Below are 25815 nucleotides of genomic sequence, written 5' to 3'. Positions count from 1 at the left end.
CGCTTCCGCAGTCGCGGACCTGGTCGACACCGACGAAGGTCGGGTGAAATTCACCGCACCTCGCACACCTCGTAGGTCAGCACGAGGCCGTCCAGCACCCCCTTGGACACCGCCTGCACCCGGTTCAACCAGCGGTAGCGGTCGTCGCCGGTCTCGAACAGCGGCGCCGCGTACAACGGCGCGCCGAAGCCATTCGAGACGTCAACCCGCCCTGAGTAGTGCAGATACACCAATGCGTCGTCGTGAGTGCGCAACAAGGAGCGCACGTCCAACGTCGCGATGCCGTCCGGCCCGATGGTCAGCCAGTCCGCGGACGACGACCCGCACATCACCCCGGAGAGGCGTTCGCCGGCGAACGTCCCCGACTCCACCTCGTACACGAACCGGTCACCCGCGGGCGTTTTCGGGAGACGGTAAGGCTTTCGCAGCTGCGCGGTCAGAACGCCGAGAGGCACGAGTTCCATCACACGACGAAGCTACAAACCCGACAGACAAGTGGCCAATGCCCGAGCCTTATCTGTCGGGGAACCCCGTACACAGCGCGCACGCCCGTCCGATGGGGTAGGAAGAGGTATGGATCCGGTCAAGGCGTTGAAGCAGGTGGCCTTCCACCTCGAACGGGCGGGCGAGCCGACCTACCGCGTCCAGGCGTTCCGCAACGCCGCCGCGATCCTCGCCGACCTCGACCCCGCCGACGTCGAGAAGCGGGCGAAGCTCGGCACGCTCACCGATCTCAAGGGCGTCGGCAAGTCGACCGCGGGTGTCGTCGTCGACGCACTGGCCAACCGCGAGCCGTCCTACCTCGCGAAGCTCCGGCACGTCGACATCACCGGCGGCGAGGAGATGCGTTCCAAGCTCAAGGGCGACTGCCACGTCCACTCCGACTGGTCCGACGGCGGCAGCCCCATCAAGGACATGGCGGAGGCGGCCCGCGACCTGGGCCACGAGTTCATGGTGCTGACCGACCACTCCCCGCGCCTGACCGTCGCGAATGGACTCACCAGAGAGCGTCTCGAAAGGCAGCTCGAAGTCATAAAACAACTCAACGCGGAACTCGCACCGTTCCAGATCCTGACCGGCATCGAGGTCGACATCCTCGACGACGGCAGCCTCGACCAGGCCGAGGACCTGTTGGCACGCCTGGACGTCGTGGTCGCGAGCGTCCACTCGAAACTCAAGATGCCCAGAGCCGACATGACCAGGCGCATGATCAACGCGGTGAAGAACCCGCACGTCGACATCCTCGGCCACTGCACCGGCCGCCTGGTCGTGGGCAAGGGCAGGCCGGAATCGCAGTTCGACGCGGCGAAGGTCTTCGAGGCGTGCGCCGAACACGGCACGGCGGTGGAGATCAACTCACGCCCGGAGCGCCTCGATCCCCCACGAAGGCTGCTCAGCCTCGCCGTCGACGCCGGCTGCACGTTCTCCATCGACAGCGACGCCCACGCCCCGGGCCAGCTCGACTGGCTGAACTACGGCTGCGCCAGGGCGGAGGAGTGCGGCGTCACCCCGGATCTGGTGATCAACACCCGGCCCGCATCTCGACTGCTGTCCGGGTGAGGTGCTCGTACCAGGACACAAGAGGCCCGGTGTCGGCCAACGCCCGCGTCAACGCCACCCGGCAGAGAACCCGGACGGGCTCGGGATCCCACGAAGCCAGCAGATCGTCCAACGACCCCAGCTGCCCCAGCGCGAACCCCTCCAGCCCGGCGCAGATCGGCACCACGGTCCCGTCCGCGGCCACCACCAACGGATCCACGCGCACGAAAGCAGAAGGATCAGCCCGCAACAAGGCGGCAGACGTGACGTCGAACTGCACCTCGACGGCGTCGTCCTCGGCCACCCGCCCCAGCTCGACGGCCGCGTAGACGAGATCCACCCGGTCCACCCCGTGCGGCCGCACCCGCACCTTGCGCGCGCCCTCCCCCACGGCTTCGGTGGCCAGTCCACGCAGCATGGCAACGTTGTCGGGCACCAGGTCGATCAGCACGGTCACCCGGTGCCCCACAGCGGCGTGCGCGCTCACCTCGTCCAGCGCGACCACGAGCTCGGCTCCGGGCACGGCCGTGAGCCAGCGAGGGTCGCAGACCTCGACTCCCATGTACTGACGGAGTCGCGAGCACACGCGGAAATACCGCAATAACGTCATTCGCCCGCCGTTCACCCAACCGCCGCCGAACGAACATCAGGCACCGAACGATTCCGCTCTACCCTTCGCGACGGCCCATGTCCGCCCACCACACCAAGGACAGGCATGTCACGTCGCAGGGCTCCCTTAGCCGTGCTGTCCACCGTCATCGTCACGGCGGCCACTCTCACCGCCTCCACCTCGGCGCACGCCGCCACGACCACGTTCACCCCCACCGCCGACACCTACGTCGACAACGGGTCCACCGGAACGAACTACGGCACCGCGAGCCAGCTCGGCATCGACAACTCGCCGGTCAAGCGGACGTTCCTCAAGTTCACCGTCTCCGGCATCACGGGCAGCGTCAGCAACGCCAAGCTGCGCATCCACACCGACGACGTCTCCGGCGCGGAAAGCCCCAGCGGCGGCACGTTCCGGGTGATGTCCAACGTCAGCTGGACCGAGACCGCGGTCACCTGGAACAACCAGCCCGCGATCGACGGCGCCACCCTCGGGTCGCTCGGCTCGGTCGTGCGCAACGCCTGGTACGAGGTCGACGTCTCCAGCTACGTCACGGGGAACGGCACGTACAGCATCGGCATCACGTCGAGCAGTTCGGACGGCGCCGACTACGACTCGCGCGAAAGCGGGTCGTCGACGGCTCCGCAGCTCGTCGTCACCGACGGCACGACGCCGCCTCCCGGCGACCCGGTCTGGGTCGGCGCGGGCGACATCGCCGACTCGGGGTCCGGTGACACCGCCACGGCAGCGTTGCTGGACAACATCCAGGGCACCGTCTGGACGACCGGCGACAACGTCTACACCAACGGCACCGCCTCGGAGTTCGCGAACTACTACGAACCGACGTGGGGCCGGCACAAGGCGCGCACCAAGCCGTCGCCCGGCAACCACGACTACAACACCAGCGGCGCCACGGGGTACTACAACTACTTCGGCTCGCAGGCCGGGCCGTCGGGCCGGGGGTACTACTCCTACGACCTCGGCAACTGGCACATCGTGTCGCTGAACTCCAACATCAGCATGTCGGCGGGCAGCGCGCAGGAGCAGTGGCTGCGCCAGGACCTGGCGGCGAGCACGAAGCCGTGCACGGCGGCGTACTGGCACCACCCGCTGTTCACCAGCGGCGCCAACCACGCGCCCTCGACGGCCACCCGGCCGTTGTTCCAGGCGCTGTACGACTACAACGCCGACGTGGTCGTCACCGGCCACAACCACCAGTACGAGCGGTTCGCCCCGCAGAACCCCAGCGGTGCGCTGGACAACTCGCGTGGCATCCGGTCGTTCGTCGCGGGCATGGGCGGCGCCGGTGCGTACGGCTTCGGCACGATCAGGCCGAACAGCGAGGCCCGCAACACCGGCACCCGCGGGGTGTTGAAGCTGACGCTGCACAGCAACAGCTTCGACTGGCAGTTCGTCCCCGAGGCGGGCAAGACCTACACCGACAGCGGCACCACCAACTGTCACTGACGGACACCGCCGCTGGAGGCCGATGATGTACCTGTCAACGCTCGACAAACCCAAGACGGCGAACTGGAAAGGGCTGAGCGGCAACGTCTTCGCGCTCGGCACGGTCAGTCTCATCACCGACGTCTCGTCGGAGATGGTGGCCGCGATCCTGCCGCTGTACCTCGTCATCGGCCTCCAGCTCAGCCCCGCCGCGTACGGGCTGATCGACGGCGTCTACACCGGCGCCACCACCCTGCTCCGACTCGCCGGCGGTTACGTCGCCGACCGGACCAACCGCCGCAAGGCCGTGGCGGGCTTCGGGTACGGGCTCTCCGCCGTCGCCAAGCTCGGCCTGCTCGCCGCAGGCAACTCACTGACCGCGCTCGGCCTCGTGATCACCGCCGACCGCGCGGGCAAAGGCTTGCGGACCGCGCCGCGCGACGCGTTGATCACGCTCTCCACGCCCAGCCAGGACCTCGGGCGGGCGTTCGGCGTGCACCGGGCGATGGACGGCATCGGCGCGTTCGCCGGGCCGCTCGTCGCGATGGCCGTGCTCGCCGCGTCGGCCCAGTCGTTCGACGCCGTGTTCGTCGTGAGCTTCTGCATCGCCGCGTTCGGCGTGCTGGTGCTGGTCCTGTACGTGCGAGACCGGCCGGAGCCGGTGGAGCGCAAGGAACCGCTGAAGCTCGCGCTGCTGAAGGACCCGGCCGTGCGGAAGATCGTGCTGGCCGCGTCGCTGCTCGGACTCGTCACGATCGGCGACGGGTTCGTGTACCTGTTGCTGCAGAAACGCGAAGGGCTGGCGTTCGGCTGGTTCCCGCTGCTCGCCGTCGGCACGAGCCTCGTCTACCTGCTGCTCGCCGCACCACTGGGCGCTTTGGCCGACCGCGTCGGCCGTCTCAAGGTGATGCTGGCCGGCTACGGCGCGTTGACCGGCGTCTACCTCCTGCTGCACGGGCCGCTGGGCGGCTGGCCGCTCATGGTGCTGGTCGTGCTGCTGTACGGCGTGTTCTACGCCTGCACGGACGGCGTGCTGATGGCGCTCGCGGGCCCGGTGCTGCCGGAACGCCTGCGCACCACCGGGATCGCGCTGATCCAGAGCGGTCAGGCCCTCGCCTACCTCGGCTCGTCCGTGCTGTTCGGTCTCGCCTGGCAGTTCACCAGCCCCGAGACCGCCACCAGGATCGCCGCCGTCGCGGTCGTCCTCGCCCTGATCGCCACCGCCGCACTGCTGGGACGTCGCCGCTCATGAACAAACGCCTGCTGATCACGCTGACCGCCGCCGTGCTGCTCGGCGGCGTCGCCGTCGGCTACACCGCGTTGTCCGGTGCCGCACCCGACAACGCCGCGCAGTCCGTGCCGTCCAGCGGCGGCCCTCGGCTGATGGTGCTGAGCAACGGCAAGCTCTCCACCGTCTCGCGCACCGATCCCGCCGGATCCCGCGAGGTGACCGCGCAGAACTGCGACCGCGTCTACGAGGCCGCGGGAACGATCTCCTGCCTCCGCCCGGTCGGTGCGTTGAAGGCCGGTGAGCTCGCGGTGCTCAACCACGACTTCAAGGAGCTGAAAACCGTGCCGCTGACCGGTTTCCCGAACCGCACGCGGGTGTCGGCGAGCGGCCGGATGGTCGCGTGGACGTTGTTCGTCGACGGGCATTCCTACGCGGCCAACGGGTTCTCCACCAGCACCGGAATCTACGACACGAAGACCGGCACGCTCGTCACGTCGCTGGAGGAGTTCGCCGTCGAGGGCATGCCGGCGAGGCCGGTCGACACGAACTACTGGGGCGTCACGTTCACCGCCGACGACAACCGCTTCTACGCCACCATGTCCACCGGCGGCCACCGCTACCTGCTCGAAGGCGACTTCGCAGCACGCACCGTCAAGCCGCTCAACGACTTCGACAACGTCGAGTGCCCGTCGCTGTCCCCGGACGGCACCCGCATCGCCTACAAGAAGGCCGTCGAGGGCGACCCGCAGAAGGGCTGGCGCGTCTCGGTTCTCGACCTGGCCAGCCGCAAGATCACCGAACTCGCCGAGACCCGCAGCGTCGACGACCAACCGGCGTGGGTGGACGACAAGACCGTGGCCTATTCGCTCCAGCGCGAGGACGGGCTGAACGACGTGTGGTCGGTCCCGGCGGACGGCAGCGGCACCCCGGCGATCCTGGTGCCGGAGGCCAGCTCACCGGCGCCGATCAGCTGATCGAGAGGATCAGGCAAGAGCGCGGCAGCATCGATCTCCCATCTCTCCAGCTCAGGCGGTCTGATTAAGACATCGCCAGAACGACGAGAGGTAGGAACAGATGAGCGTCCAGCACGGTTTCCACGCCACCCTGACCGCGAAGCCCGGCAAGGGCGACGAGGTCGTCGAGTTCCTGCTCGACGCGCCGTCGCTCACCAACGACGACTGCGTGGTCTTCCTGGTCGGCCGCTCGACCGGCAACCCCGACGTCATCTACGTGACCGAAGGCTGGACGACCCCCGAGGCGCACAGCACGTTCTTCGCGAGCGACGAGGCGCAGGCGCTGGTCGCGAAGCTGGGGACGTTGCTCGACGGCGAGTCCACCTACCTGGACGAGCTGCCCGTCGGCGGCAAGGCGGCGTTCTGATGTCCCTCGCCCTCGACCCCGAACTGCGCACGCTCCTCGCCGACATGCCGCTGTCGGCCGAACTCACCCCCGAGCTGCTCCAGCAGATCCGCCAGATGCCGTCCCCGCCGTTCACGACCGACGCCGAACGGCAGGACGTCGACCTCGGCGAGATCGGGCTGACCGTGTTCCGCCCCAAGGGAATCACGCCGACCGCGTGCGTCTACTGGATCCACGGCGGCGGCATGGTGATGGGCGACAGGTTCTCGCAGATCGACATCCCGCTGCAGTGGCTCGCGGAACTCGGCGTCGCCGTGGTCACCGTCGAGCACCGGCTCGCCCCGGAGGCGACCGGCAGCACGCTCGTCGACGACTGCTACCGGGGTCTCTTGTGGACGGCCGAGAACTTCGGCACCGAGAAGCTCGTCGTGGCAGGCATCAGCGCGGGTGGCGGACTCGCCGCCGGGATCACGTTGATGGCCCGCGACCTCGGCGGTCCGGAGATCGCCGCGCAGGTGCTGATCTGCCCGATGCTGGACCACCGCAACGATTCCACGTCGAGCAGGCAGCACTCCGGCGAGCCGGGCGTGTGGACGCGCGAGATGAACGAGTTCGGCTGGCGCGCGGTGCTCGGCGACCGCACGACCGTTTCCCGTTACGTGTCACCGGCTCTGGCCGATGACCTGACGGGACTGCCCGCCACCTACGTCGACACGGGAACGGCCGAGGTGTTCCGGGACGAGGACGTCGCCTACGCCGCACGCATCTGGGCGGCCGGTGGGGACGCGGAACTGCACACCTGGGCAGGCGGGTTCCACGGGTTCGACGCGATCTTCCCGGAGGCCGCGCTCTCCGTGCGGGCGCGACGCACCCGCACGGAGTGGCTTGCGGCAAAACTCTGTTAGGCCGGAAGTGGCCTCATGCGGTCCGGCATGTGAGCTCGAAGCGCGGTGGACAACGTGGCCACCTCTTCGGCGTCCAGCAGAACGGACCCGGTCTGGCACTTCAGCACCGCTTCACCGGTGCACTGGTCGGGCACGAACGTCAGTGCCACGTCCGGCACCGAGCACGCCTCGACCTGTCGAATGGCTTCCAGCAACTCCGACACCCGGTCGTACCCCAGCCGCGCGTTCCAACTCAGCGCGGCCGGGGGACGGACGAATAACCGGAGCCCTCCGGCGGATCGGCGGACCTCGACGCACGACAACACCGTTCACAACCTCCTCAGGGCTCAACCCCGAGACTAGTCAGAGATCGCGACAGTCAGGGTCGAGCATCACCCGTTCGGTTCATTGGTAGCACGGCTTGTCGAACTTGAAATCCTTCGCCGTTGAACCGGTAAAGAAGTCCTCTACCAGGGAAACTCCCGTCGGGGCCGCGTCATCGGGCCGGTAGATGAGTGACTGACGGAACAGTGCGTCCTGGGGCGAAGCGGAGAAATTGCCTGCACCCGAAGGGAGCATCCCCTCGTAGTCCACAGAGGTGAGTTGTTTCACAGCGTTCAGCACACCGGCGCGCGTCAAGTCCTTGTTGGAGGCCGCCTTCTCGAGCGCCGCCTTCAACGGGTACGCCCACACCCAACCGGCCGTGTAGCCGTCGTTCGGCGTCACGCCCGACAGCGCCGCACGCATCGCGGTGTGGCCGACAGACTCGGTGCTCCACGACTTCCACGGCGCCGACTGCATGTACAGCGCCTTGATCGCGGGCGCGGCCGGCGACTTCAGCAGACCGGGGTTCCACGTCGGCGAGGTGCCGATGAACTTGCCCTTGAAGCCCCGTGCGGCGGCCTGGCCGATGATCACGGCCGCGTCGGTCGGGCCGGTCGTCAGCACGACCAGGTCCGGCTTCTTCGACACCACCGCGTCGATCGCGCCGCCCTGGTTGTCCTGGCCCGCCTGGGTCGTGACGTTCTCGAACGTCAGCCCGCGCTTCTCGGCCGCGATCTTCGCGCCCGCCGCCGCGTCGTCGCCGTAGTCACCGGCGTTGTGCACGGCCATCACGGACTTCACGCCCATCTTCTCGACGGCGTAGTCGACGGTGTTCATCGACTCGACGCAGTAGTTCGCGCCGGACTCCAGCACGCCGTCCTCGAGGCCCCACAACGAGGTCCACGACGCCGGCACCGCGACCATCTTCGTGTTCTTCATGTCCGGCAGGATCGCGGCGGTCGTCGGCGAGCCCAGGGTCTGGGTCAGCGCGAGGACGTTGCCCTTGATCTCCTGGTAGACCTGGTTGTGGATCTGCGGGTTGTACTTGTTGTCCTTGACGTACTTGGTGACGTCGACCTCGTAGCCGCCGATGCCGCCCTTGTCGTTGACGCGCTTCCAGAACGCCTTCTGCGAATCGGTGATCGGCACGGCCAGCGTCTTGAACGGGCCCTCGGTGAGGTCCGAGATGGTGCCGAGGTAGATGCAGCCCTTGGCCTTGTCGACGGCGTTCGGACACGCCTCGGACGTCACGCCGACGTCGACCTTGATCCCGCCCGCGCCCTCCTGCGGCGCCGCGCCGTCCCCTCCGCGGCACGATGCCAGAGCTAATGCCCCGACGAAAATTATCGCGACTCTCTTACCAGACATGGGGAATCTCCTCAGTACGAGAACGGCCAGGTGCGCCAGTAGTTGCGGACGCGGACCCAGATGCCGAACAACCCGCGTGGCTCGACGATGAGGAACACGATGATGAGCACGCCGTAGAGCACGGCCTCCACCTGGAAGACCGTGATCACGCCGGTCGCGTCACCACTGATGAACGGCAGCACCGTGGGCAGTTCCCTGGTGATGCGTGGCAGCAGAGTGATGAAGAGCGCGCCCATGATCGCTCCGGAGATGGTGCCCGCGCCGCCGATGAGCACCATCGCGATGTACTGCACTGACAACAACAGGTTGAACGAGCCAGGATCGAAGAACCCGTTCACCACGAACAACAACGCGCCCGCGACACCCGCGTAGAACGAGGACACCGCGAACGCGAGCACCTTGTACCTCGTCAGGTCCACGCCGATGACCGACGCGGCCAGATCCCGGTCCCGCACCGCCGCGAACGCCCGCCCGACGCGCGAGCGCACGAGGTTGCGCGCCAGCACGCCGAAGATCACCAGCAGCACGAACATCAGCAGGTAGAGCATTTGTGCCGCGGTGAACACCGAGTTGCTCTGGTCGAGCCGCACCCCGAAGAGCTCGGGGACCGCCGCGGGCCGTCCGATGCCGGGGCCGCCGGTGAGCGACGTCCACTCCTTGAAGACGTGCTCTCCCAGGAAGACCAGCCCCAGCGTCACGATCGCGAGGTAGAGGCCGCGCAACCGCACCGCCACCGGCGCGACCAGCACGCCGAAGAACGCGGCCACCAGACCCGCGGCCAGCAGCCAGATCGGCAGCGACGTGATGCCGAACCCGATCACCCGTCCCGTCTCGGGACCGGACAACGCCGCGGCCGTGTAGGCGCCGATCGCGAGGAAGAACGCGTGGCCCAGCGACACCTGGCCCGCGTAGCCCGTGACGATGTTCAGGCCGATCGCGCCGATCGCCGCCACGAACCCCGTGGCCAGCAACTGCAGCAGGTCATCGGTGATCATGAACGGCAGCACGAGCGCGAACACCACGAGCCCGCCCGACCACGCACGCTTCGGGCGCGTGTTCAGGAACGCCATGTCCTGCCCATATGAGGTGTAGAGCTCTGGCCTGCCCTTGATGGTTTTCGGCCCCTTCACAGGCGTTCCACCTCCTTCTTGCCGAACAGTCCGTACGGTCTGACGAGCAACACGAGCAGCATCAACGCGTACGGAGCGACCAGGCCGAAGTTCGGTCCGAGCCACGGCGCGAAGTCGTTCTGGTAGGTGCCGAAGAGCGACTCCACGACGCCGACCGTCAGCCCGCCGACGACCGCACCCCCCAACGACTCCAGGCCGCCGATGATGATGGCGGGCAACGCTTTCAGCGCCACGATCCACAACTGCTGGTCAACGCCCGCCCCCGTGGCCACGAACACCCCGGCCAGCGCGGCGAGCCCGCCGGCCAGCGCCCACGACAACGCGAACACCGACCCGACCGAAACACCCTGTGCCAGCGCGACTTCCTGGTCGTAGGCGACAGCCCGCATGGCGAGACCGATCCGCGAGTACCGGAAGAACAGGAACAACGCGGCCGTCACGACGGCGGTCGTCGCGATCATCACCAGATAGCGTTGCTGCACCTCGGCGCCGAGGAAGTTCACCGTGTTCAGGCCCCACGGGTCGCCGACCTGCCGCACGTCGAGGCCGATGAACGCATTCGTCACCACCCTGACCACGACGTCCACGCCGATGGTGATGATCGCGACCACGAACACCGGTTTGCCGACCATCGGCCGCAGCACCGTGCGTTCGACGCCCAAGGCCAGCACCGCGATCACCACCGCGGCGACGACCACCGCCCCGACGAACGACACGACGGGCGAGAGGTACGAGACCAGCACGGCACCGGCCAGCATGAACGCCGGCTGCGCGAAGCTGATCACCTGCGTCGACTTGTAGATGATCACGAAGCCGAGCGCGAGCAGCGCGTAGATCGACCCGGTGCCGAGACCCCGGATCAACGACTGGAGAAACTCATCCATACATGCTCTCCACGAGGTCGTCGAACATCTTGCCCAGCGCGGATCTCTTCACCTTCTGCGTCGCGGTCAGCTCGCCGTCCTCGTGGTCGAGCTCCTTGGGGAACATCCGGAACTTCTTGATCTGCTCGACCTGGGCGAACTTGCCGTTCACCTCGGTCACGAGCTGCTGCACCAGTTCCAGGACCTCGGCCTTCTCCGACAGGTCGCGGTAGGTGGTGTAGGTGATCTTGCGTTGCTGCGCCCAGTGGCCGACCGTCTCGTACTCGATGCCGATCAACGCCACCAGGTACGCGCGCTGGTCGCCGATGACGACGGCTTCCTTGATGTACGGGGACGTCTTGAGGGCGTTCTCCAGCTCGGACGGCGCGATGTTCTTGCCGCCCGCGGTGATGATGATGTCCTTCATCCGGTCGGTGATCTTCACGTGCGTGCCGTCGACCCACTCGCCGACGTCACCGGTGTGCAGCCACCCGTCGCTCAGGACCCGCGCGGTGGCCTCGGGGTCCTGCCAGTAGCCGGCGAACGTGCCGCCGTGCCTGGTCAGCACCTCGCCGGTCTCCTCGTCGATCCGCAGTTCGGTGCCGGGCTGCGGTTCGCCGACGGTGCCGAGCTTGACCCGGCCGGGGCGATTTCCGGTGGCCACGGCGGTGTTCTCGGTCATGCCGTAGACCTCGTGCATCGGCACCCCGATGCCCATGAAGAACTTCAGCACGTCCGGGGCGATCGGCGCGGCGCCCGAGGAGGCGTACCGGACGTGTCGCATGCCGATGCGGGCTTTCAGTGCGCGGAAGCAGAAGAGCCAGCCCAGCGCGTAGATCATCCGGCTCTGCGCGGTGTGCTTGCCGCCGGTCCGCACGAGCGTCTCGCCGATGCTTTCCGCTCTGCGCAACCAGAACCGCGTGGTCGTGCGCTTGGTCCAGGACGCGCTGGAGACGCCGATCTTGACCCCCGCCAGCACCTTCTCCCAGATCCGGGGGACGCCGAACAGGATCGTCGGCTGCACCTCGCGCAGGTTCGCCTGCACGGTCTCGATCGACTCGGCGAAGTGGACGCGCACGCCGCTCGCCGCGCTGAACCACGTCGTGAAGATGCGCTCGGCGACGTGGCACAGCGGCAGGTACGACAGCGTGACGTCGGCGGAGGACGGCGGTGGCGAAGTGAAACCGCCGCCCTCCACCAGCACGTGGACGGCGAACTCGACGTTCGCCACGGTGAGCATCGCGCCCTTGGGCGGCCCGGTGGTGCCGGACGTGTAGATCAACGTCATGACGTCTTCCGGCGCCGTCGCCGCCATCCGCTCGGCCAGTTCGCCGCCGAACTCGTCGCGGTGGGCGGCACCGAGTGCCAGGAAGTCGTCCCAGGCCAGCAGCTTCGGGTTGTCGTAGCGACCCTTGATGCCACGCGGCTCGACGTAGACGATCCACTCCAGGTCGGGCGTGTCCTCCAGCACCAGCAACGCCTTGTCGACCTGCTCCTGGTCCTCGGCGATCAGGATGCGCGCGCCGGAGTGCGACAGCAGGTACGCGACCTCGGAGGCCGGGTTCGTCGGGTACAGCCCCACGGTGATGCCGCGCGCCGCGACCGTGCCGAGGTCGGCGTAGAGCCACTCGCGCCGGTTCTCGGAGTGGATCGCGACCCGTTCGCCCGGCTGGAGTCCCAACGCCAGCAGCGCGTGCCCGACGAGTTCGACGTTCGCCCAGTAGCAGGCCCAGCTGACCTCCTGCCAGATGCCGAAGTCCTTGGCGCGCAAGGCGACCTGGTCAGGCGTGTTCGTGGCGCGGTCTCGCACGCGCGTGACGACCGTGGTTGTGGTCATGGCGTCACGCTCTTGTGCTGCTCGCCCAGGTACGCGCGGATGACGTCCGGATCCTGTTGCACCTCAGCCGGGGTGCCGGTGCGGATCGGGCGGCCGAAGTCCATGACCATCACGCGGTCCGCGAGGTCCATGACCAGGCCCATGTCGTGTTCCACCATGATCATCGGGATGTTCAGCTCCTCCCGGACGTCGAGGATGAACCGCGCCATGTCCTCGGTCTCCTCGACGTTCATGCCGGCGACCGGCTCGTCGAGCAGCAGCAGCTTGGGTTCCATCGCGAGCGCGCGGCCGAGTTCGACGCGCTTCTGCACGCCGTAGGGCAGCAGGCCGACCGGGAAGCGCCGCCACTGCTCCAGTTCGAGGAAGTCGATGACCGCCTCGACCGCCGCCCGGTTCTTCAGCTCCTCGTTGCGTGCTTTACCGAGCCAGACGAACGCCGACAACGCGCCGTAGCGCATGTGGTTGTGGCGCCCCAGCATCAGGTTGTCGACGACCGTGAGATGGGAGAACAGCTCGATGTTCTGGAACGTGCGAGCCATGCCCCGCGCGGCGATCTTGTGCGGCCGCATGCCGACCAGGTCGTCGCCGTGGAACCGCACGGTCCCGCGCTGCGGCCGGTAGACGCCGCTCAGGACGTTGAAGATGGACGTCTTGCCGGCGCCGTTCGGGCCGATGATGGCGAAGAGCTCGCCCTCCTCGACGGTGAACGACACGGTGTCGACGGCGACGACGCCGTCGAACGTCAGCCGGATCTCGTTGACCTCCAGCACGCTCAAGACAACCACCGCTTCCTGCGCTTGTAGTGCTTGACCGCACGGAACGAGGAGGTGCCGAGACCGAGGTAGAACTCGCGGATGTCGTCGTCGGCGAGGAGTGCGTCCGCCGGCTTGTCCATGACGACCTTGCCGGTCTCGAGCACGTAGCCGTGGTCGGCGATGGAGAGCGCCATGCTGGCGTTCTGCTCGACCAGCAGGACCGTGGTGCCCTGTTCGTTGATCTTCACGACGAGGTCGCGGATCTGCTGCACGAGTAGCGGCGCGAGGCCGAGGCTCGGTTCGTCCAGCAGCAGGTAGGACGGTTCCGACATGAGCGCCCGGCCGATCGAGAGCATCTGCTGCTCGCCGCCGGACAGGTAGCCCGCACTCTGTCTTCGCCGTTCCAAGAGCCGCGGGAACAGCTCGTAGCAGCGTTCGAGGTTGTGGCTGAGCCTCTTCGGCCTGGCGTGCCCGCCGACCTTGAGGTTCTCCTCGACCGTGAGCTCGCCGAGGATCCGGCGGCCCTCCAGCGCCTGTTTGATGCCACGGTCCGCGATCTTCGCCGGTGAGAGGCGGTGGATCGGTTCACCGTCGAGCGTGATCGAGCCCTTGGTGACCTTGCCGTCGTGCACGTCGAGGAGCCCGCTGAAAGCCCTCATCAACGTCGTCTTGCCTGCTCCGTTGGCGCCGAGCAGGGCCACGACCTTGCCCTGCGGCACCTTCAGGCTCACGCCCCTGAGCACCAGCATCACGTCGTCGTAGACAACCTCGAGGTTGTTCGCTTCGAGCACCAGCGCCTCCTGTGGGGCGTCGTGACATACCGCGCAGTATGCCGCTCGTGAGACTTGGATCACAGAGCGGTTTGACCACTGTGGGCGATTTCGTGATGTGCAGATCGCAATTGGCGCAACACTCTGCGTGACCGTCCTGAGTGGACACATGACGGATGTGTAACGGCGCGTGACGCGGGTACTCACCTTCCGACACCAAGATGAAGGAGGAGGTTTCGTGACCACCATTGAGAAGTCGGTGGACGTCCACGTGCCGGTGAGCACGGCCTACAACCAGTGGACCCAGTTCGAATCCTTCCCGGCGTTCATGGACGGCGTCGAGAAGATCGACCAGCTCACGCCGACGAAGACGCACTGGACCACGAAGATCGGCGGTGTCGTACGCGAGTTCGACGCCGAGATCACCGAGCAGCACCCCGACGAGCGGGTCGCGTGGACCACGGTCGACGGTGCGCCGCAGGGCGGCGTGGTCACGTTCCACCGGCTCGACAACGACACCACTCGGGTGCACGTCCAGATGGAGTACCACCCCGAGACCTTCACCGAGAAGGCAGGAGCGGCGCTCGGCGTCGTCGGCCACCGGGTGGAGGGCGACCTCAAGCGGTTCAAGGAGTTCATTGAGAACCGCGGAGTCGAGACCGGCGCGTGGCGCGGCGACGTGACGCCGCCGCCCCAGGTCTGATCGCGGTGCGCGTTGACGCCAGACCAGCACGCGGCGTTCGAGGAACTCGCCCGCACCGCCCGTGACTCGCCTCGTTATTACGTGATGCGAGACAGGCTGGTGCGCGAGTACCTCCCGCTCGCCCGGCACATCGCCCGCCGCTTCAGCGAACGCGGCGAGCCCATGGAAGACCTCGCGCAGGTGGCAGCGGTCGGCCTCATCAACGCCATCGACCGGTTCGACGTCGGCAGGCAGACGGACTTCCTGTCCTATGCCGTCCCGACGATCACCGGCGAGGTGCGGCGCCACTTCCGCGACCAGTGCTGGGCGGTGCGCGTGCCCCGCAGGTTGAAGGAGCTGTGCGACTCGATCGACGGAGCCACCGCCGAACTGTCGCACCGCACCGGGCGATCTCCCACTCCCTCCGAGATCGCCCGGCACCTGGGGATCCCGCTCACCGACGTCTACGAGGGCCTGCGGATCGAGAAGAACATCGCGTTCGCGTCCCTCGAAACCCTGGAGGGCTCGACCGTCGACGACCCGGCCCTCGAAGGCGTCGAGATCCACGAGGCCCTGCAGCCGATGCTGCGGGGCCTTCCCCGCCGGGAACGCACGATCGTCGTGCTGCGCTTCTTCGGCCGCCTCACCCAGACCGAGATAGCCCGCCGCGTCGGCATCTCCCAGATGCACGTGTCGCGGCTGCTCACCAAGTCCCTGGACCAGCTGCGACACGATTTGCTGGCAGAGGAGTGAAATGAGCGAGCGGGAATGTCCGGTTCTGGCGATACTGCTCTCATGAACCGGTTGCGGTGGCCCCAGAAGCTGGCGATCAGCACTGGCGCGCTGCTCGTCGTCTGGGGAGTGGCCGGGTTCTTCGTGACCGGGTTCTCGCCGTTCGCGGGCGAGGCCGACACCTGGATCCTCGGGCTGCGGGTGAACCCGCTGCAGAACGTGATCCACGTGGTGTTCGGTCTGGCGCTGCTGGCGTCGTACGCGCGGTTGAAGGCGTTGAGCAGCACGGGCCTTCTGCTCGCGATGCTGCACCTGGTGATGTTCGGGCTCGGGCTCGCCCGGTACGACGAGCAGGTCGTGAACTTCCTGAACGTCAACCCCGGCTCCAACGCGCTGCACTTCGTCGCCGGGTTCGCCTGCCTGGCGGCGGCGCAGGGTGCCGCGTGGTGCCGGCAGTGCGACAAGGCGCCGGTGGTCAAGCCCGCCTGAGCAGCCTGAGCACCGCACGTTCCGGATCGCCGCGGCCGATGACGTCGCCGTGCTCGAACGCCTCGACCAGGCGCGGGTCGACGTAGGACTTCCTCGCCACTGCCGGGGTGTTGCCGAGGTTCTCCGCGACCTCCTTCATCACCGCGCTGACCGCGCGCTTCGACGGCTTGGGCTGTGCCGCGAACGCCTGCGCGGCGAACACCGTGGCGTGCCAGGTGCGCAGGTCCTTGGCACTGAACTGGTCGCCGACGAGCTCGCGGAAGCGGTCGTTGACGTCGTCGGCGGTGAGATCGAAGACGCGGTCGTCCCCGGCCTTGCGCCGGAGCAGTGGCCTGAGGGCTTTCGCGAGGCGGGCGTCGGTGATCTCCTCGTCCACCTCGACGCCGGACTTGGCGGGGAAGCGGAAGCGGACCCTGTCCGCGCGCACGCTGATGTGGGAGCACAGCAGGGTTGTCACGCCGTGGGTGCCGTTCTCCTCCACGTACTGCTCGTGGCCCACGCGGAAGACGCCGAGGTCGAGCATTCTGAGCGCGATGGCGAGCGCTCGCGTGCGGCCGCGTGACGTCATGTCCTGCTCGACCTGGTCGCGGAAGGCCCTGAGCTTCGGGGCCAGTTCGAGGACCCGGTCGAACTTCTCGGCGTCGCGGTCTGTGCGCCACTGGTCGTGGTAGAGGTATTGGCGCCTGCCCGCGTCGTCGTAGCCGAGCGCCTGGATGTGGCCGTTCGGGTGCGCGCAGATCCACACCTCCTGCCACGCGGGTGGGATGACCAGGGCTTTCACCCGTTTCACGGCGTCGGCGGGCAGGGCGTGGCCGCGCTCGTCGAGGTAGCGGAAGCCGGTGCCGTGCCGCCGTCTGGTCCAGCCCGGTCCGGCCGGATCGCTGCGCTTCAGTCTCAAGTGGTCACTCCAAGATTGATCTCCGCAGAACGCGGGTACCCGCTCGCCGATGAGTCACTACACGGTCGGTGTCGAGCAGGAGTTCCTGCTCGTGGACCCCGCGTCGCGGCGGCCGGTAGCGCTGGCGCCACGGGTGCGGGAGGTTTCGCGCGCGCCCGGTGACCTCGACGTGCAGGGTGAGCTCACGCCGTTCCAGATCGAGATCGCGACCGGGGTGACCTCGAACTTCGACGAGCTGTCCGAGCAGGTCCGGCTGGGGCGCCGGGTGCTCGTGGACGCCGCCGAGCAGGCCGGGTGCCGGTTGGTCGCCACCGGGATGCCGCCGATCGGCGAGGCCGGTCCGCCTCCCGGATCGGATGACCCGCGCTATCACCGGATCGAGTACTCCCACCGAAGACTCGTGACCGGAACGGGTGCGTGCGGACTGCACGTCCACGTAGGAGTTTCATCAGCGGCCGAAGCGTTGTCGGCATCCAACAAGCTGCGGGTGTGGCTGCCGACGTTGCTGGCGTTGAGCGCCAATTCCCCTTACTACCAGGGGGAGGACACCGGTTACGCGAGCTGGCGGTCGATGGTGTGGTCGCGCTGGCCGGTGAGCGGACCGCCGCCGTTCTGGCGCGGGCCCGCCGACTACGACCGCACCGTGCAGGCGTTGATCAGCTCGGAAGCGTTGATGGACAGGGCGATGGTGTACTGGGACGTCCGCCCGTCCGCCGATCATCCGACGGTTGAAGTGCGCGTTGCGGACATTCCACAGCTGGCAACGGAAGTCGCCGTTCTCGCCGAGCTGATCCGGGCCCTAGTCGTGACGGAACCCTCCGAAGGACGGGTGGACGATTCCGTGCTGCGAGCGGCATATTGGCGGGCGTCGCGCGACGGGGTCGACGGACTGGCCGCCGATCCACACACCGGAAAACTCTCCCCCGCGTTCGACCGGGCAGTGTCGTTGGTCGAGCACGTCGAGGTCGCACTGCGCGATCGTGGCACTCTGTCTACTGTGGAGCAGCAGTTGGACTGGTTGCGCCACAACGGCTGCGGTGCCGCACGGCAACGACGCTGCCCGGACCCCGAGTCCCTTGTGGACATGCTGATCGCCCGAACGCGTGAGGAAACCTGATGCGCCTCCCCGCTCCCCGCGGCCACATGAGCTCAGCCCTGGTCGCGGCACTGCGCCTGCCGCCCCCACCCCGGCCCGCGCTGCTCGCCGGCGGCGGCACCAGGGACGCCTGGCAGGACGACGACCTGCAGCTGTCGCTGTGGATCTGCTACGAGCTGCGCGGTTTCGACGACGTCGCCCCCGGCTGGGCCGGACACCCGGCCCTCGCCCAGTTCCACGCCGCGCTGGAAGCCCGCTGGGAGGAGTCACTCAGGTCGCTGACCGAGGTCACCACCCCCGCCGCTCTCTCGGTGAACGGCCTCGCGGAACTCCGCAAGCACCACGCCTTCTGGCAGCCGCGCCGCGAGATGCGTTCGGTGCTGCGCGACCTCCACGGCGACGCGTACGGCCGCCGTTCCGAACGCACCCACTCGGTCCTGTTCTCCGTGACGCTTCGCGACCTCGACCTGGCGACCGGCGTCGACGAAATGCCCGCCCCGACCCTCGCCCTGGTGAACGCGCTGTCGTTGTTCGGCGCACACCGCCGCCTGGTCGGCGCGCTCGTCGGCTTCCTGACCGCGGTCGACACGATCGGCGGCGACCCGTTCGCCCAACTGCTGCCCGTCCAGTGCCCACCCGAGGACGTCCGCCTCGGCTTCACCACGTGCCACGAACTGCACGCCCGCCTCACCCAGCACGTGCAGTCGTCGCTCCAGACGGGCCGCACGTCACTGAGGGGGCGTTGGATGGCACCACAGCCCCGCGTTAACGTGGGGTGCTGACATTCTCTTGAAGGGAGACAGCGTGCCCGACCCCTCCGCCCTGGCCACCGTGGTCGTCAACCGGATCGCGCCCGACGTCGTCGTGCTGCAGGTGTCCGGTGAGCTCGACACCACGTCCAGCGGCGAACTGACCGGGCCGCTCGACGCACACGTGACGGAGGGCCAGCGAGCCGTCGTCGTGGACCTCGGCGGGGTGCGATTCCTCGGGTCCGCCGGGTTGGAGGCGCTGGTGCTGGGACAGCAGCGTGCTTCGAAGGCCGGGGTCGAGTTCGTGGTGGTGGCTTCGACGCGTGCGGCGTTGCGTCCGATCGAGGCGACCGGGCTCGACCTGGTGTTCACGATCGTGGGGTCGGTGGACGAGGCGGCGGCTCGCTACTCGGACTCGAAGTAGGCGCCGTCCGGTCCGGCCTGCGCGGCGGTGGCGATGACCGCCGCGTCCGGGGCCACGGCGTTGATCCGCAACCGGGGGAACGACCTCGCGTACTGCACGGCAACCAGGTTCGCGATCGCCTCGGCGGTCGCCCCGTGGCCGGTGATCACGACGTTCGGAGCCGCCGACCGTTCCAAAGCCGGCAGGTGCCCCTGCAACACCCGGACCACCTCAGCGAGGGCGCTCTCGAACTCCGGCGCGGCACCCGCGTCGATGATCAGCACGTCCAGGTCCGCACCCTCGGCGACCACGGTGTGCCCCGCGGACGTGAGCAGGCGGGAGGTCTCGCGGCCGAGGGCCTCGTCCGCGCCGGTGATCAGCACAGCAGCCACGGCGCACACGCTAGTCCTGGCCGATGTCCTCGTACCAGAGCTCGGGGCGCTCGGCGATGAACGAAGTCATCAGCTCGATCAAAGAGGCGTCCTCGACAACGGTGACGCCCACGCCGTGCTCAGCCAGCCAGTCGTGGCCGCCGTAGAACGTCGTCGCCTCGCCGATCAGCACGTGAGAGATGCCGAACTGGCGGACCAGGCCGCTGCAGTACCAGCACGGCGACAGGGTCGTGACCATCGTGGTGCCCCGGTAGCTGCGCTGCCGTCCGGCGTTGCGGAAGGCCGAGGTCTCGGCGTGCATCGAGGCGTCGCCGTCCTGCACGCGCCGGTTGTGGCCCCTGCCCAGCAGACGGCCGTCGCCGCCGAAGAGGGCCGCGCCGATGGGGATTCCGCCTTCGGCGAGTCCCATCCGCGCCTCTTCGACGGCGACGGCCAGCATTTCCTCAGCTGTCATGCACTGCAAACTACTTGGTCTTGAACAACTTCACCGTCATGGACGTGCCGGACTGCCTCAGGACCTTCAACCCCACGCCCACAGCGGGGAGCTTCACGCCCGCGTTCGGCTGCTCGGCGTACCAGAACTGCTTGGTGTCGTCGAACGTCGGCTGGGCCGCGGCGCCGCGGACGTAGGACGCCTTGCCGTTGACGCGCAACGTGAAGGAGTCCGACTTCTGCAGGCCGAACGGCGCGTCGTAGCCGCTGACGGTCGGCGACCAGCGCTGGCCCTCGAGGTTGTACAGAGGGGCCGGGTTGGCGTCGATCGGCAGGATCAGGCCCTCGCCGGGGTGCTCGCTGACGTTGTTGTCGAGGAACGAGGTGTTCCACAACGACACCAGCAGGCCGTCCTGGTACGGGAAGTGCTCCACGAAGTCGGGCTTGTCCGGGAAGCTGAAGCGGTACGGGCCGGTCTGGTTGTACTTGCCGTACGACTCGTACGTGCGGTTCGACGCGATGTAGAACTGGTCGAACGTCTTCGTTTCCTTACCGGCGGTCGTGCGGAAGCCACGGGTGGTCCACACGCCTGCGGTCTCGCCGCCGTCGGTCAGCACCGGGGAACCGTCGGCGGTCACCACGATCTGGTCGGCGAAGAAGCCCTGCAACGCCAGCGCGCCGTCGGTGCGGTAGGCGAAGCGCAGCTTGGTGTTCTTGCCGGCGTACGCGTCCAGCGACACGTTCACGTCGACCCACTGGTTGCCGGACGAGCTGGAGATCGCCGGCGAGTTGCCGGAGTCGCGGGCGAACGGGACGCCGCCGGCGGTGCCGTCGAGCTGGGTCCAGCTGCCGTCCTCATTGGACGCTTCGACGTAGAGGTAGTCGTAGTCGGCCTCGATGTCGAAGCGGGCCTTCAACGTCAGCGACGCGGACGTCTTGCCGGTCAGGTCCAGCGGAGCCGTCATGGAGTGGTCGAGGTCGTTGCCCTTCTCGCTCCACCACATCTTGCTGCCCGCGAACGGGGCGCCGTAGTCGAAGTCCTTCGAGATGTCGGGCAGCACGACGACGAGGCCCTGGGCCTTGGCGCTGTTGTACTCGTGCGGGCCGAGTTCGAAGACGCGTTCCTGACCGGCGACGGCGACCTCGTAGTCGAGCCAGCCGAGCTGGAGCTTGTCCCACGCGGAGAACTCGTTGGCGCGCTCGCCGGGCGCCTCGCCGGGCGCGTTGACCCGGTTCTGCGCCATGATCGACCACCAGTTGACGCCGTTCGTGCCGCCGTTGGTGTCGTAGTGGTCCGGCAGGCCGAGGTCGTGGCCGAACTCGTGCGCGAAGACGCTCACGCCGCCGTTCTCGGGCTGCACGGTGTAGTCGCCGACCCAGAGGCCGGTGTCACCGATCTGCGCGCCGCCGAGCTTGTTGGTGCCGGGGCCGGTCGTGTAGTTCTTGAACGCGTAGCCGCGGTGGCTCCACAGCGCGTCCTCGCCCTGCAACGGGTCGCCGTCGGCCTGGTCGCCACCCGCGTGCACGATCTGGAAGTGGTCGATGTAGCCGTCGGGCTCGTTGAAGTCGCCGTCACCGTCGTAGTCGTACCGGTCCCAGACGTCGTACTCGGCCAGTGACGCCTTGATCTGCGCGTCGGTCTTGCCGGCGGCCTTCTGGTCGGCGACCCACTGCGTCACCGCGTCCTTGATGAGCTCACGCGAGTTGTTGCAGATGTTGTCGTTGCACGGGAAGCCGTTGCTGCGGCCGTAGCGCGCCTCGTTGTACTTGACCTTCACCCAGTCCGTGACGAGACCGTTGACGGTGTAGCGGCCGGACGACTGCTTGTCGTAGAAGTTCGCGACGGAGTTGGCGTCCTTCTTGCGGCTGAAGTACAGGTCCTGGAAGTACTTCTGGCTGAAGTCGGGACGCCAGATCGTCGTGTTGTCGACGGCCCGGTTGGGCTCCGGGATCTGGTTGTGCGTCGGCCCGTCGAACCGCTGCGGCCCCGGCGTGCCGGGGTTGGTGTCGCGGTCGGGGTAGTCGGGGTGCCGCTCGTTGCCGAACTCCGTCAGGATCACGAAGATCTTGTCGGTCTTCTCCCGCTCGAGCTCGACGTACTGGTCCTTGTCCTTCTTCTTGCCGACCTTCGCGACGGTGCTGGTCCCCCGCTTCTCGGTCTTCACCTGACCGGTCAGCACGTCGGCGAGCGCCTGCTGCTTCAACGCGCGGCGCTTCACCTCCAGCTCGTGCGGCTGCTCGTCGGACTGCCGCGTCTCCTGGACCTCGGGCTGCACGGGCGGCGTCGCGGTGGCCGGTGTGACCATGCCGGCACTGATGAGCGCGAGCGCCGCTGCTCCCGCCAGAACTCTTCGCACTTGTGTTCCCCTCCTAGGAATCCCGAGGGGAACCTACGTTCGGGATCTGCGTCTCGACACGTCCGATGGTCGGGAGAAAAGGGACAAGCCGGGATCGCGCACAGGTGTTGACCGATCGCCCGGAACGTCGGGAAAGTGGTGGATTCCGTTCCCCGCATGGCCGGGAGGTCGACAGTGTCGTCGATGCAGATCGGAGTGAGCAGGCCGCCGCTCGACTTGGCGGACCTGCCGGAACCGGAGAAGGTGTTCAAGGTCCGCAAGCTCGGGCCTGTCCAGATCGTCCAGTTCGTCATCGGCCCGAGCCTCATCGCGCTCGGCATCTCGATCGGCAGCGGCGAGTGGTTGCTCGGGCCGCAGGCGGTCGGCAAGTTCGGCTTCGTCGGCATCGGCTGGGTGATCACGGTGTCGGCGTTGCTGCAGACGTTCTACAACGTGGAGATCGCCCGCTACGTCGTGGCAACGGGCGAGACCCCGGTCGTCGGCTGGGGCCGGGTGCCGCCGGGCTGGAAGTTCTGGGTACCGCTCTCGCTGGGGTTGTTCTACTTCGCGTTCATCTTCGGCGGCTGGGCGGCGGGCGCCGGACAGGGGCTCTTCGCCCTGATCGCGGGCCGCGGCTACCGCCCTGACGAGATCGAGTACGTGCGGCTGCTCGCCATCGGCCTCCTCGTCGTGGTCTTCCTGATCACGGCGGGCGCCCGCAAGGTGTCGAGAACGCTGGAGCTGACGAACTGGGTGCTCGTCGGCGCGCTGCTGCTGGTGCTGGTCGTGGTGACGGTCGCGATCGTGCCGTTCTCCGTGTGGTGGGAGGGAGTGCGCGGCCTCGTGACCCCGGCCGCGCCGCCGGCCGGCATCACCGCGACGCAGCTCGGCGGCCTCGCCGGCTTCACGGCGCTGGCGTCCGGGCTGAACTGGTACGCCATGAGCCACTACCGCGACAAGGGTTACGGCATGGGCCACCACGTCGGGTTCATCGCGGGCCTGCGCGGCGGCAAGCAGGAACTGCGCCCGGTCGGCGTGACCTTTGTGGACACTCCGGCCAACGCCTCGTTGTGGCGCCGCTGGTACCGGCTGCTGCTGATCGACCAGTGGGCGGTGTTCTTCGTCGGCGCGATGCTCGGCATGTTGCTCCCGACGGTGCTGATGGCGCACCTCGTCGCGGTGTCCGGTCAGCAGCCGACGGCGGCGAACGTGCCGACGTACTCCGCCGAACAGCTGGGCCTGCTCTACGGCCAGGGCATGTTCTACCTGATGCTCATCGTCGGGGTGCTGGTGCTGTTCTCCACGCAGCTCGGCATCTTCGAGGCGCTGGTGCGCAACTTCACCGACGCCGTGCACGCCGTCTCACCGCGGCTGCGGCGCAGGATCGAGGACGACCCGCGCCGGTTCTACTACCCGTTCATGCTGGTGGTGCTGGCGATCATCGCCGGCGCGCTGCACCTCGCGCTGCCCGTGGAACTCGTGCAGATCTCGGCGAACATGTCGAACCTGGGCGCGCTGATGTTCCCGTTCGCGTTGATGTACCTGAACTCCCGGCTGCCGCGCCCGGCCCGGCCCCGGTGGTGGCACCACGTGATCCTGGTGCTGAACGTGGTGTTCTTCGGGTTCTTCTTCGTGAACTTCGTCTACGAGTTCTTCACGGGAGGGCCGCTGGTGCGCTTCTGACGAGGCCGAGCCGGGATCGCATGACTGCTTTCGCAGGTGGTTTCGCGATCCCGGTCCGCGCTAGTGTCGACGTCGATCCAGTTGTGGTCCGCAGCAGTGGCATAGGGGGTCATTGCCGCGGCCGACTGGAGGAGTTCGTGCACAGCAACACCGATTTCGACGTGCTGTTCGTGGAGTTGTTGCCACGCCTGCGGAGGCGCACCGCCCAGCTGGCAGGCGACCAGGCCGAGGACGTGGTGCAGGAGGTCTACCTCAGGTTCCGGAGTTCGGCGTCGCGGCAACGCGACCTGCTCGCCCACCCGAACCCGTACGGCTACGTGCTCATCGCGGCGCTGAACCTCGCGCGCAGCGGCTGGCGGGCCGAACGGCGCCAGGTGCTGTGCGAGGACGTCGAGCCCGGCTCGTACGACGCCGGGTTCGAAGGACAGCGGTTCGTCGCTGAGCTGTTGGCGGGGTTGACGAGCATTCAGGCCACCACCCTGCTGCTGGTCGACATCGCCGGGCATAGCCTGACGGAGGCCGGCCAACTGCTGGGCGTGCACAAAGGGACCGTGCAACGGAACCGCATGCGCGCGTTGAGCAGGCTTCGTGCCGTGGTGGCGGGTCACCAGACCAGCAGGTAGTGGCCCTCGATCACGGCGGTCTGATCCTCCTCGTCCTCCAGCAACGGCTGCAGGGCCGCGATGTCGCCGTCGTACTCGAGCACGAAGTGCAGGCCGGGCTGCCCGCAGAGCCCGCGCACGTACTCGTACAACGACGGCAGCGTGTCGGCGTGCGGGATCACGACCACCTCGTCGGGTGCCTCGACCAACGCGCACTGCCGGGCGACCTCCGCGTCGCCTGGCGGTGCGACGACCACCCACGGCACGGAATTCCTGCGCCACAACGTGAACGGGTGGATGGCGGACTCGACGTCACCCAGCGCGTCCTCCGCCACGCCGCCCAGCACCGGGTCGTCGAGGAGTTCCTCCAGGCGCGGCACCACCTCGGGCAGCACGGCGCGGTCGAACGTGCCGATGTGGCCGAGGCACGTGACGGCGAGCTGCCGCAGTTCGGGGCGGTGGGTGAGGTCGAGCAGGAGTCGTTGCAGCTGTTCGCGTTCCGGGTCGTGCCGGACGAGCGCCAGCAACGCCTGAGACGCGCCGGGGCCGAGCGCCCAGATCTCCTCGTGCCAGCCCTCGACGCACTCCGCGAGCACCACCCGGCAGGCGAGCAGGACGGCGGTCCCCACGTCCCCGGTCACGGTCGCCCAGCCGCCCTCGACGCGGACGCGCGCAACGCCGTTCTGGACGCTCGCCACCGCGTCGCCGTCCCACTCGAACACGACGCCGCCGGGCATCTCGACCTCGCGCATCGGGCCGTAGCCGGCGAGAGCCGCGCGGACCTCGTCGATCACTTCGGCGGGAGGGCTTCCACGAAGTCGCGGCAGCGCGCGAGCCACGAGTCGAGGGCCTCGTCCTCCGAGATCGCCTCGCCGTCGACGACGACCCAGCCCCTCATCGGCTTGCCGGTGAAGTCGAACACCCGCGTGCCCGGCAACCCCAGCGCCTCTTCCTGCGCCTCCGGGCCAACGCGCGCGAGCAGGTCGGAACCCAGGGCTCCTACCAGCATGTTTCCCCGCCACATGAACACCAGGGTGCCGAACATCTTGCGCGTGCTGAGGTCCGGCAGGTCGCCGAGCGACTCGCCGAGACGGTGCGCGAGGCCCTCGTCGTACGCCATGCGCTGAATACTGTCTCAGCGAGTTGTCAGGCGCCTCTCAGTTTCGTGTGGCTTCATGGACATACAGGACATAAGGAGGCCCGAG

Annotated in this window: 29 protein-coding genes; 14 read left to right on the top strand and 15 right to left on the bottom strand. The window is 68.0% G+C overall.

What is annotated here, in order from left to right:
- Nucleotides 1-50: 50 nt before the first annotated feature.
- Nucleotides 51-464 (bottom strand): DUF3237 domain-containing protein, encoded by a 414-nt coding sequence (locus JNUCC0626_RS45550; protein ID WP_382440702.1) that lies wholly within the window; start codon nucleotides 462-464, stop codon nucleotides 51-53.
- Between the two features lie 109 nt (nucleotides 465-573).
- Here JNUCC0626_RS45550 and JNUCC0626_RS45545 point away from each other — a divergent pair, with 109 nt between their 5' ends.
- Entirely contained in the window at nucleotides 574-1560 is a 987-nt protein-coding gene (locus JNUCC0626_RS45545; protein WP_394616817.1) for a PHP domain-containing protein, read from the top strand.
- On the opposite strand, the gene JNUCC0626_RS45540 is transcribed toward JNUCC0626_RS45545, so the two are convergent.
- Nucleotides 1523-2101 carry a hypothetical protein gene (locus tag JNUCC0626_RS45540; protein WP_394616816.1) on the bottom strand — a complete coding sequence of 193 codons (579 nt, stop codon included), beginning with the start codon at nucleotides 2099-2101 and terminating at the stop codon, nucleotides 1523-1525. The genes JNUCC0626_RS45545 and JNUCC0626_RS45540 overlap by 38 nt on opposite strands.
- Before the next feature lie 153 nt (nucleotides 2102-2254).
- Between JNUCC0626_RS45540 and JNUCC0626_RS45535 the strand changes: the two genes are divergently transcribed.
- From JNUCC0626_RS45535 to JNUCC0626_RS45515, 5 genes are all read left to right on the top strand, one after another.
- Nucleotides 2255-3616 (top strand): DUF7594 domain-containing protein, encoded by a 1362-nt coding sequence (locus tag JNUCC0626_RS45535; protein WP_394616815.1) that lies wholly within the window; start codon nucleotides 2255-2257, stop codon nucleotides 3614-3616.
- Nucleotides 3617-3641: 25 nt separating this feature from the next.
- Nucleotides 3642-4847, top strand: a complete 1206-nt coding sequence (locus JNUCC0626_RS45530) for an MFS transporter (protein WP_394622245.1) — start codon at nucleotides 3642-3644, stop codon at nucleotides 4845-4847.
- On the top strand, nucleotides 4844-5800 hold the full coding sequence (locus JNUCC0626_RS45525; RefSeq protein ID WP_394616814.1) for a TolB family protein: 957 nt from the start codon (nucleotides 4844-4846) through the stop codon (nucleotides 5798-5800). Before JNUCC0626_RS45530 ends, JNUCC0626_RS45525 begins: the two co-directional genes overlap by 4 nt.
- 100 nt (nucleotides 5801-5900) lie before the next feature.
- On the top strand, nucleotides 5901-6206 hold the full coding sequence (locus tag JNUCC0626_RS45520) for a putative quinol monooxygenase (protein ID WP_394616813.1): 306 nt from the start codon (nucleotides 5901-5903) through the stop codon (nucleotides 6204-6206).
- Nucleotides 6206-7090 (top strand): alpha/beta hydrolase, encoded by an 885-nt coding sequence (locus JNUCC0626_RS45515; protein ID WP_394616812.1) that lies wholly within the window; start codon nucleotides 6206-6208, stop codon nucleotides 7088-7090. The genes JNUCC0626_RS45520 and JNUCC0626_RS45515 overlap by 1 nt, the downstream gene beginning before the upstream one ends.
- On the opposite strand, the gene JNUCC0626_RS45510 is transcribed toward JNUCC0626_RS45515, so the two are convergent.
- The 7 genes from JNUCC0626_RS45510 to JNUCC0626_RS45480 all read right to left on the bottom strand — a co-directional run bounded on the left by JNUCC0626_RS45510 (nucleotide 7087) and on the right by JNUCC0626_RS45480 (nucleotide 14140).
- Nucleotides 7087-7395 carry a hypothetical protein gene (locus tag JNUCC0626_RS45510; protein WP_394616811.1) on the bottom strand — a complete coding sequence of 103 codons (309 nt, stop codon included), beginning with the start codon at nucleotides 7393-7395 and terminating at the stop codon, nucleotides 7087-7089. The two genes, JNUCC0626_RS45515 and JNUCC0626_RS45510, sit on opposite strands and share 4 nt — an antisense overlap.
- A 79-nt stretch (nucleotides 7396-7474) precedes the next feature.
- Complete coding sequence (locus JNUCC0626_RS45505; RefSeq protein WP_394616810.1) at nucleotides 7475-8644, bottom strand: ABC transporter substrate-binding protein; 1170 nt, start codon at nucleotides 8642-8644, stop codon at nucleotides 7475-7477.
- A 128-nt stretch (nucleotides 8645-8772) separates the two neighbouring features.
- Nucleotides 8773-9891, bottom strand: coding sequence for a branched-chain amino acid ABC transporter permease (locus JNUCC0626_RS45500; RefSeq protein WP_394616809.1), 1119 nt, complete (start codon nucleotides 9889-9891; stop codon nucleotides 8773-8775).
- Entirely contained in the window at nucleotides 9888-10775 is an 888-nt protein-coding gene (locus JNUCC0626_RS45495) for a branched-chain amino acid ABC transporter permease (RefSeq protein WP_394616808.1), read from the bottom strand. The genes JNUCC0626_RS45500 and JNUCC0626_RS45495 overlap by 4 nt, the downstream gene beginning before the upstream one ends.
- A complete protein-coding gene (locus JNUCC0626_RS45490; RefSeq protein WP_394616807.1) occupies nucleotides 10768-12591 on the bottom strand; it encodes an AMP-dependent synthetase/ligase in 1824 nt (607 codons plus the stop codon). Before JNUCC0626_RS45490 ends, JNUCC0626_RS45495 begins: the two co-directional genes overlap by 8 nt.
- On the bottom strand, nucleotides 12588-13361 hold the full coding sequence (locus JNUCC0626_RS45485) for an ABC transporter ATP-binding protein (protein WP_394622244.1): 774 nt from the start codon (nucleotides 13359-13361) through the stop codon (nucleotides 12588-12590). The genes JNUCC0626_RS45490 and JNUCC0626_RS45485 overlap by 4 nt, the downstream gene beginning before the upstream one ends.
- Nucleotides 13362-13363: 2 nt before the next feature.
- Nucleotides 13364-14140 (bottom strand): ABC transporter ATP-binding protein, encoded by a 777-nt coding sequence (locus JNUCC0626_RS45480; protein WP_430623508.1) that lies wholly within the window; start codon nucleotides 14138-14140, stop codon nucleotides 13364-13366.
- 214 nt (nucleotides 14141-14354) lie between these two features.
- Here JNUCC0626_RS45480 and JNUCC0626_RS45475 point away from each other — a divergent pair, with 214 nt between their 5' ends.
- From JNUCC0626_RS45475 to JNUCC0626_RS45465, 3 genes are read left to right on the top strand one after another with little or no spacing between them, the layout of a single operon-like run.
- Nucleotides 14355-14819 (top strand): SRPBCC family protein, encoded by a 465-nt coding sequence (locus JNUCC0626_RS45475; protein WP_394616805.1) that lies wholly within the window; start codon nucleotides 14355-14357, stop codon nucleotides 14817-14819.
- A 12-nt stretch (nucleotides 14820-14831) separates the two neighbouring features.
- Nucleotides 14832-15551 carry a SigB/SigF/SigG family RNA polymerase sigma factor gene (locus JNUCC0626_RS45470; RefSeq protein ID WP_394616804.1) on the top strand — a complete coding sequence of 240 codons (720 nt, stop codon included), beginning with the start codon at nucleotides 14832-14834 and terminating at the stop codon, nucleotides 15549-15551.
- Between the two features lie 42 nt (nucleotides 15552-15593).
- A complete protein-coding gene (locus JNUCC0626_RS45465) occupies nucleotides 15594-16019 on the top strand; it encodes a DUF4383 domain-containing protein (RefSeq protein ID WP_394616803.1) in 426 nt (141 codons plus the stop codon).
- Here JNUCC0626_RS45465 and JNUCC0626_RS45460 read toward each other — a convergent pair.
- Nucleotides 16006-16917, bottom strand: a complete 912-nt coding sequence (locus JNUCC0626_RS45460; RefSeq protein WP_394616802.1) for a DNA topoisomerase IB — start codon at nucleotides 16915-16917, stop codon at nucleotides 16006-16008. The genes JNUCC0626_RS45465 and JNUCC0626_RS45460 overlap by 14 nt on opposite strands.
- A gap of 49 nt (nucleotides 16918-16966) precedes the next feature.
- On the opposite strand from JNUCC0626_RS45460, the gene JNUCC0626_RS45455 reads away from it, so the two are divergent.
- From JNUCC0626_RS45455 to JNUCC0626_RS45445, 3 genes are read left to right on the top strand one after another with little or no spacing between them, the layout of a single operon-like run.
- A complete protein-coding gene (locus JNUCC0626_RS45455; protein WP_394616801.1) occupies nucleotides 16967-18034 on the top strand; it encodes a carboxylate-amine ligase in 1068 nt (355 codons plus the stop codon).
- On the top strand, nucleotides 18034-18795 hold the full coding sequence (locus JNUCC0626_RS45450; protein WP_394616800.1) for an iron-containing redox enzyme family protein: 762 nt from the start codon (nucleotides 18034-18036) through the stop codon (nucleotides 18793-18795). The genes JNUCC0626_RS45455 and JNUCC0626_RS45450 overlap by 1 nt, the downstream gene beginning before the upstream one ends.
- 22 nt (nucleotides 18796-18817) lie before the next feature.
- A complete protein-coding gene (locus tag JNUCC0626_RS45445) occupies nucleotides 18818-19186 on the top strand; it encodes an STAS domain-containing protein (RefSeq protein WP_394616799.1) in 369 nt (122 codons plus the stop codon).
- On the opposite strand, the gene JNUCC0626_RS45440 is transcribed toward JNUCC0626_RS45445, so the two are convergent.
- Genes JNUCC0626_RS45440 through JNUCC0626_RS45430 form a run of 3 tightly spaced genes read right to left on the bottom strand, consistent with a single transcriptional unit; the run spans nucleotide 19168 to nucleotide 22346 of the window.
- Entirely contained in the window at nucleotides 19168-19557 is a 390-nt protein-coding gene (locus tag JNUCC0626_RS45440; protein ID WP_394616798.1) for a hypothetical protein, read from the bottom strand. The genes JNUCC0626_RS45445 and JNUCC0626_RS45440 overlap by 19 nt on opposite strands.
- 10 nt (nucleotides 19558-19567) lie before the next feature.
- A complete protein-coding gene (locus JNUCC0626_RS45435; RefSeq protein WP_394616797.1) occupies nucleotides 19568-20011 on the bottom strand; it encodes a nucleoside deaminase in 444 nt (147 codons plus the stop codon).
- A 10-nt stretch (nucleotides 20012-20021) separates the two neighbouring features.
- Nucleotides 20022-22346: an immune inhibitor A domain-containing protein gene (locus tag JNUCC0626_RS45430; protein WP_394616796.1), complete on the bottom strand. Its 2325-nt coding sequence runs from the start codon at nucleotides 22344-22346 to the stop codon at nucleotides 20022-20024.
- Between the two features lie 183 nt (nucleotides 22347-22529).
- Here JNUCC0626_RS45430 and JNUCC0626_RS45425 point away from each other — a divergent pair, with 183 nt between their 5' ends.
- Nucleotides 22530-24008: an Nramp family divalent metal transporter gene (locus JNUCC0626_RS45425; RefSeq protein ID WP_394616795.1), complete on the top strand. Its 1479-nt coding sequence runs from the start codon at nucleotides 22530-22532 to the stop codon at nucleotides 24006-24008.
- Between the two features lie 137 nt (nucleotides 24009-24145).
- A complete protein-coding gene (locus JNUCC0626_RS45420) occupies nucleotides 24146-24631 on the top strand; it encodes an RNA polymerase sigma factor (RefSeq protein WP_394616794.1) in 486 nt (161 codons plus the stop codon).
- Here the strand turns inward: JNUCC0626_RS45420 and JNUCC0626_RS45415 are convergent.
- Both JNUCC0626_RS45415 and JNUCC0626_RS45410 read right to left on the bottom strand, forming a co-directional pair.
- Nucleotides 24613-25404, bottom strand: coding sequence for a hypothetical protein (locus tag JNUCC0626_RS45415; RefSeq protein ID WP_394616793.1), 792 nt, complete (start codon nucleotides 25402-25404; stop codon nucleotides 24613-24615). The two genes, JNUCC0626_RS45420 and JNUCC0626_RS45415, sit on opposite strands and share 19 nt — an antisense overlap.
- The gene (locus tag JNUCC0626_RS45410) at nucleotides 25401-25730 is read right to left on the bottom strand and encodes a TfoX/Sxy family protein (protein WP_394616792.1); all 330 of its coding nucleotides are present in this window, start codon (nucleotides 25728-25730) and stop codon (nucleotides 25401-25403) included. Before JNUCC0626_RS45410 ends, JNUCC0626_RS45415 begins: the two co-directional genes overlap by 4 nt.
- Nucleotides 25731-25815: the final 85 nt, after the last annotated feature.

The organism is Lentzea sp. JNUCC 0626, assembly GCF_043632865.1.
Taxonomy (GTDB): domain Bacteria; phylum Actinomycetota; class Actinomycetes; order Mycobacteriales; family Pseudonocardiaceae; genus Lentzea.
The sequence above is the reverse complement of the archived record's forward strand: the minus strand, read 5'-3'. Positions and strand labels throughout refer to the sequence as shown.

Excerpts from the sequence above, each read along its gene's own strand:
- JNUCC0626_RS45550 (WP_382440702.1), bottom strand. The coding sequence starts at position 464 with ATGGAACTCGTGCCTCTCGGCGTTCTGACCGCGCAGCTGCGAAAGCCT.
- JNUCC0626_RS45545 (WP_394616817.1), top strand. The coding sequence starts at position 574 with ATGGATCCGGTCAAGGCGTTGAAGCAGGTGGCCTTCCACCTCGAACGG.
- JNUCC0626_RS45540 (WP_394616816.1), bottom strand. The coding sequence starts at position 2,101 with ATGGGAGTCGAGGTCTGCGACCCTCGCTGGCTCACGGCCGTGCCCGGA.
- JNUCC0626_RS45535 (WP_394616815.1), top strand. The coding sequence starts at position 2,255 with ATGTCACGTCGCAGGGCTCCCTTAGCCGTGCTGTCCACCGTCATCGTC.
- JNUCC0626_RS45530 (WP_394622245.1), top strand. The coding sequence starts at position 3,642 with ATGTACCTGTCAACGCTCGACAAACCCAAGACGGCGAACTGGAAAGGG.
- JNUCC0626_RS45525 (WP_394616814.1), top strand. The coding sequence starts at position 4,844 with ATGAACAAACGCCTGCTGATCACGCTGACCGCCGCCGTGCTGCTCGGC.
- JNUCC0626_RS45520 (WP_394616813.1), top strand. The coding sequence starts at position 5,901 with ATGAGCGTCCAGCACGGTTTCCACGCCACCCTGACCGCGAAGCCCGGC.
- JNUCC0626_RS45515 (WP_394616812.1), top strand. The coding sequence starts at position 6,206 with ATGTCCCTCGCCCTCGACCCCGAACTGCGCACGCTCCTCGCCGACATG.
- JNUCC0626_RS45495 (WP_394616808.1), bottom strand. The coding sequence starts at position 10,775 with ATGGATGAGTTTCTCCAGTCGTTGATCCGGGGTCTCGGCACCGGGTCG.
- JNUCC0626_RS45490 (WP_394616807.1), bottom strand. The coding sequence starts at position 12,591 with ATGACCACAACCACGGTCGTCACGCGCGTGCGAGACCGCGCCACGAAC.
- JNUCC0626_RS45465 (WP_394616803.1), top strand. The coding sequence starts at position 15,594 with ATGAACCGGTTGCGGTGGCCCCAGAAGCTGGCGATCAGCACTGGCGCG.
- JNUCC0626_RS45455 (WP_394616801.1), top strand. The coding sequence starts at position 16,967 with ATGAGTCACTACACGGTCGGTGTCGAGCAGGAGTTCCTGCTCGTGGAC.
- JNUCC0626_RS45450 (WP_394616800.1), top strand. The coding sequence starts at position 18,034 with ATGCGCCTCCCCGCTCCCCGCGGCCACATGAGCTCAGCCCTGGTCGCG.
- JNUCC0626_RS45435 (WP_394616797.1), bottom strand. The coding sequence starts at position 20,011 with ATGACAGCTGAGGAAATGCTGGCCGTCGCCGTCGAAGAGGCGCGGATG.
- JNUCC0626_RS45425 (WP_394616795.1), top strand. The coding sequence starts at position 22,530 with ATGCAGATCGGAGTGAGCAGGCCGCCGCTCGACTTGGCGGACCTGCCG.
- JNUCC0626_RS45410 (WP_394616792.1), bottom strand. The coding sequence starts at position 25,730 with ATGGCGTACGACGAGGGCCTCGCGCACCGTCTCGGCGAGTCGCTCGGC.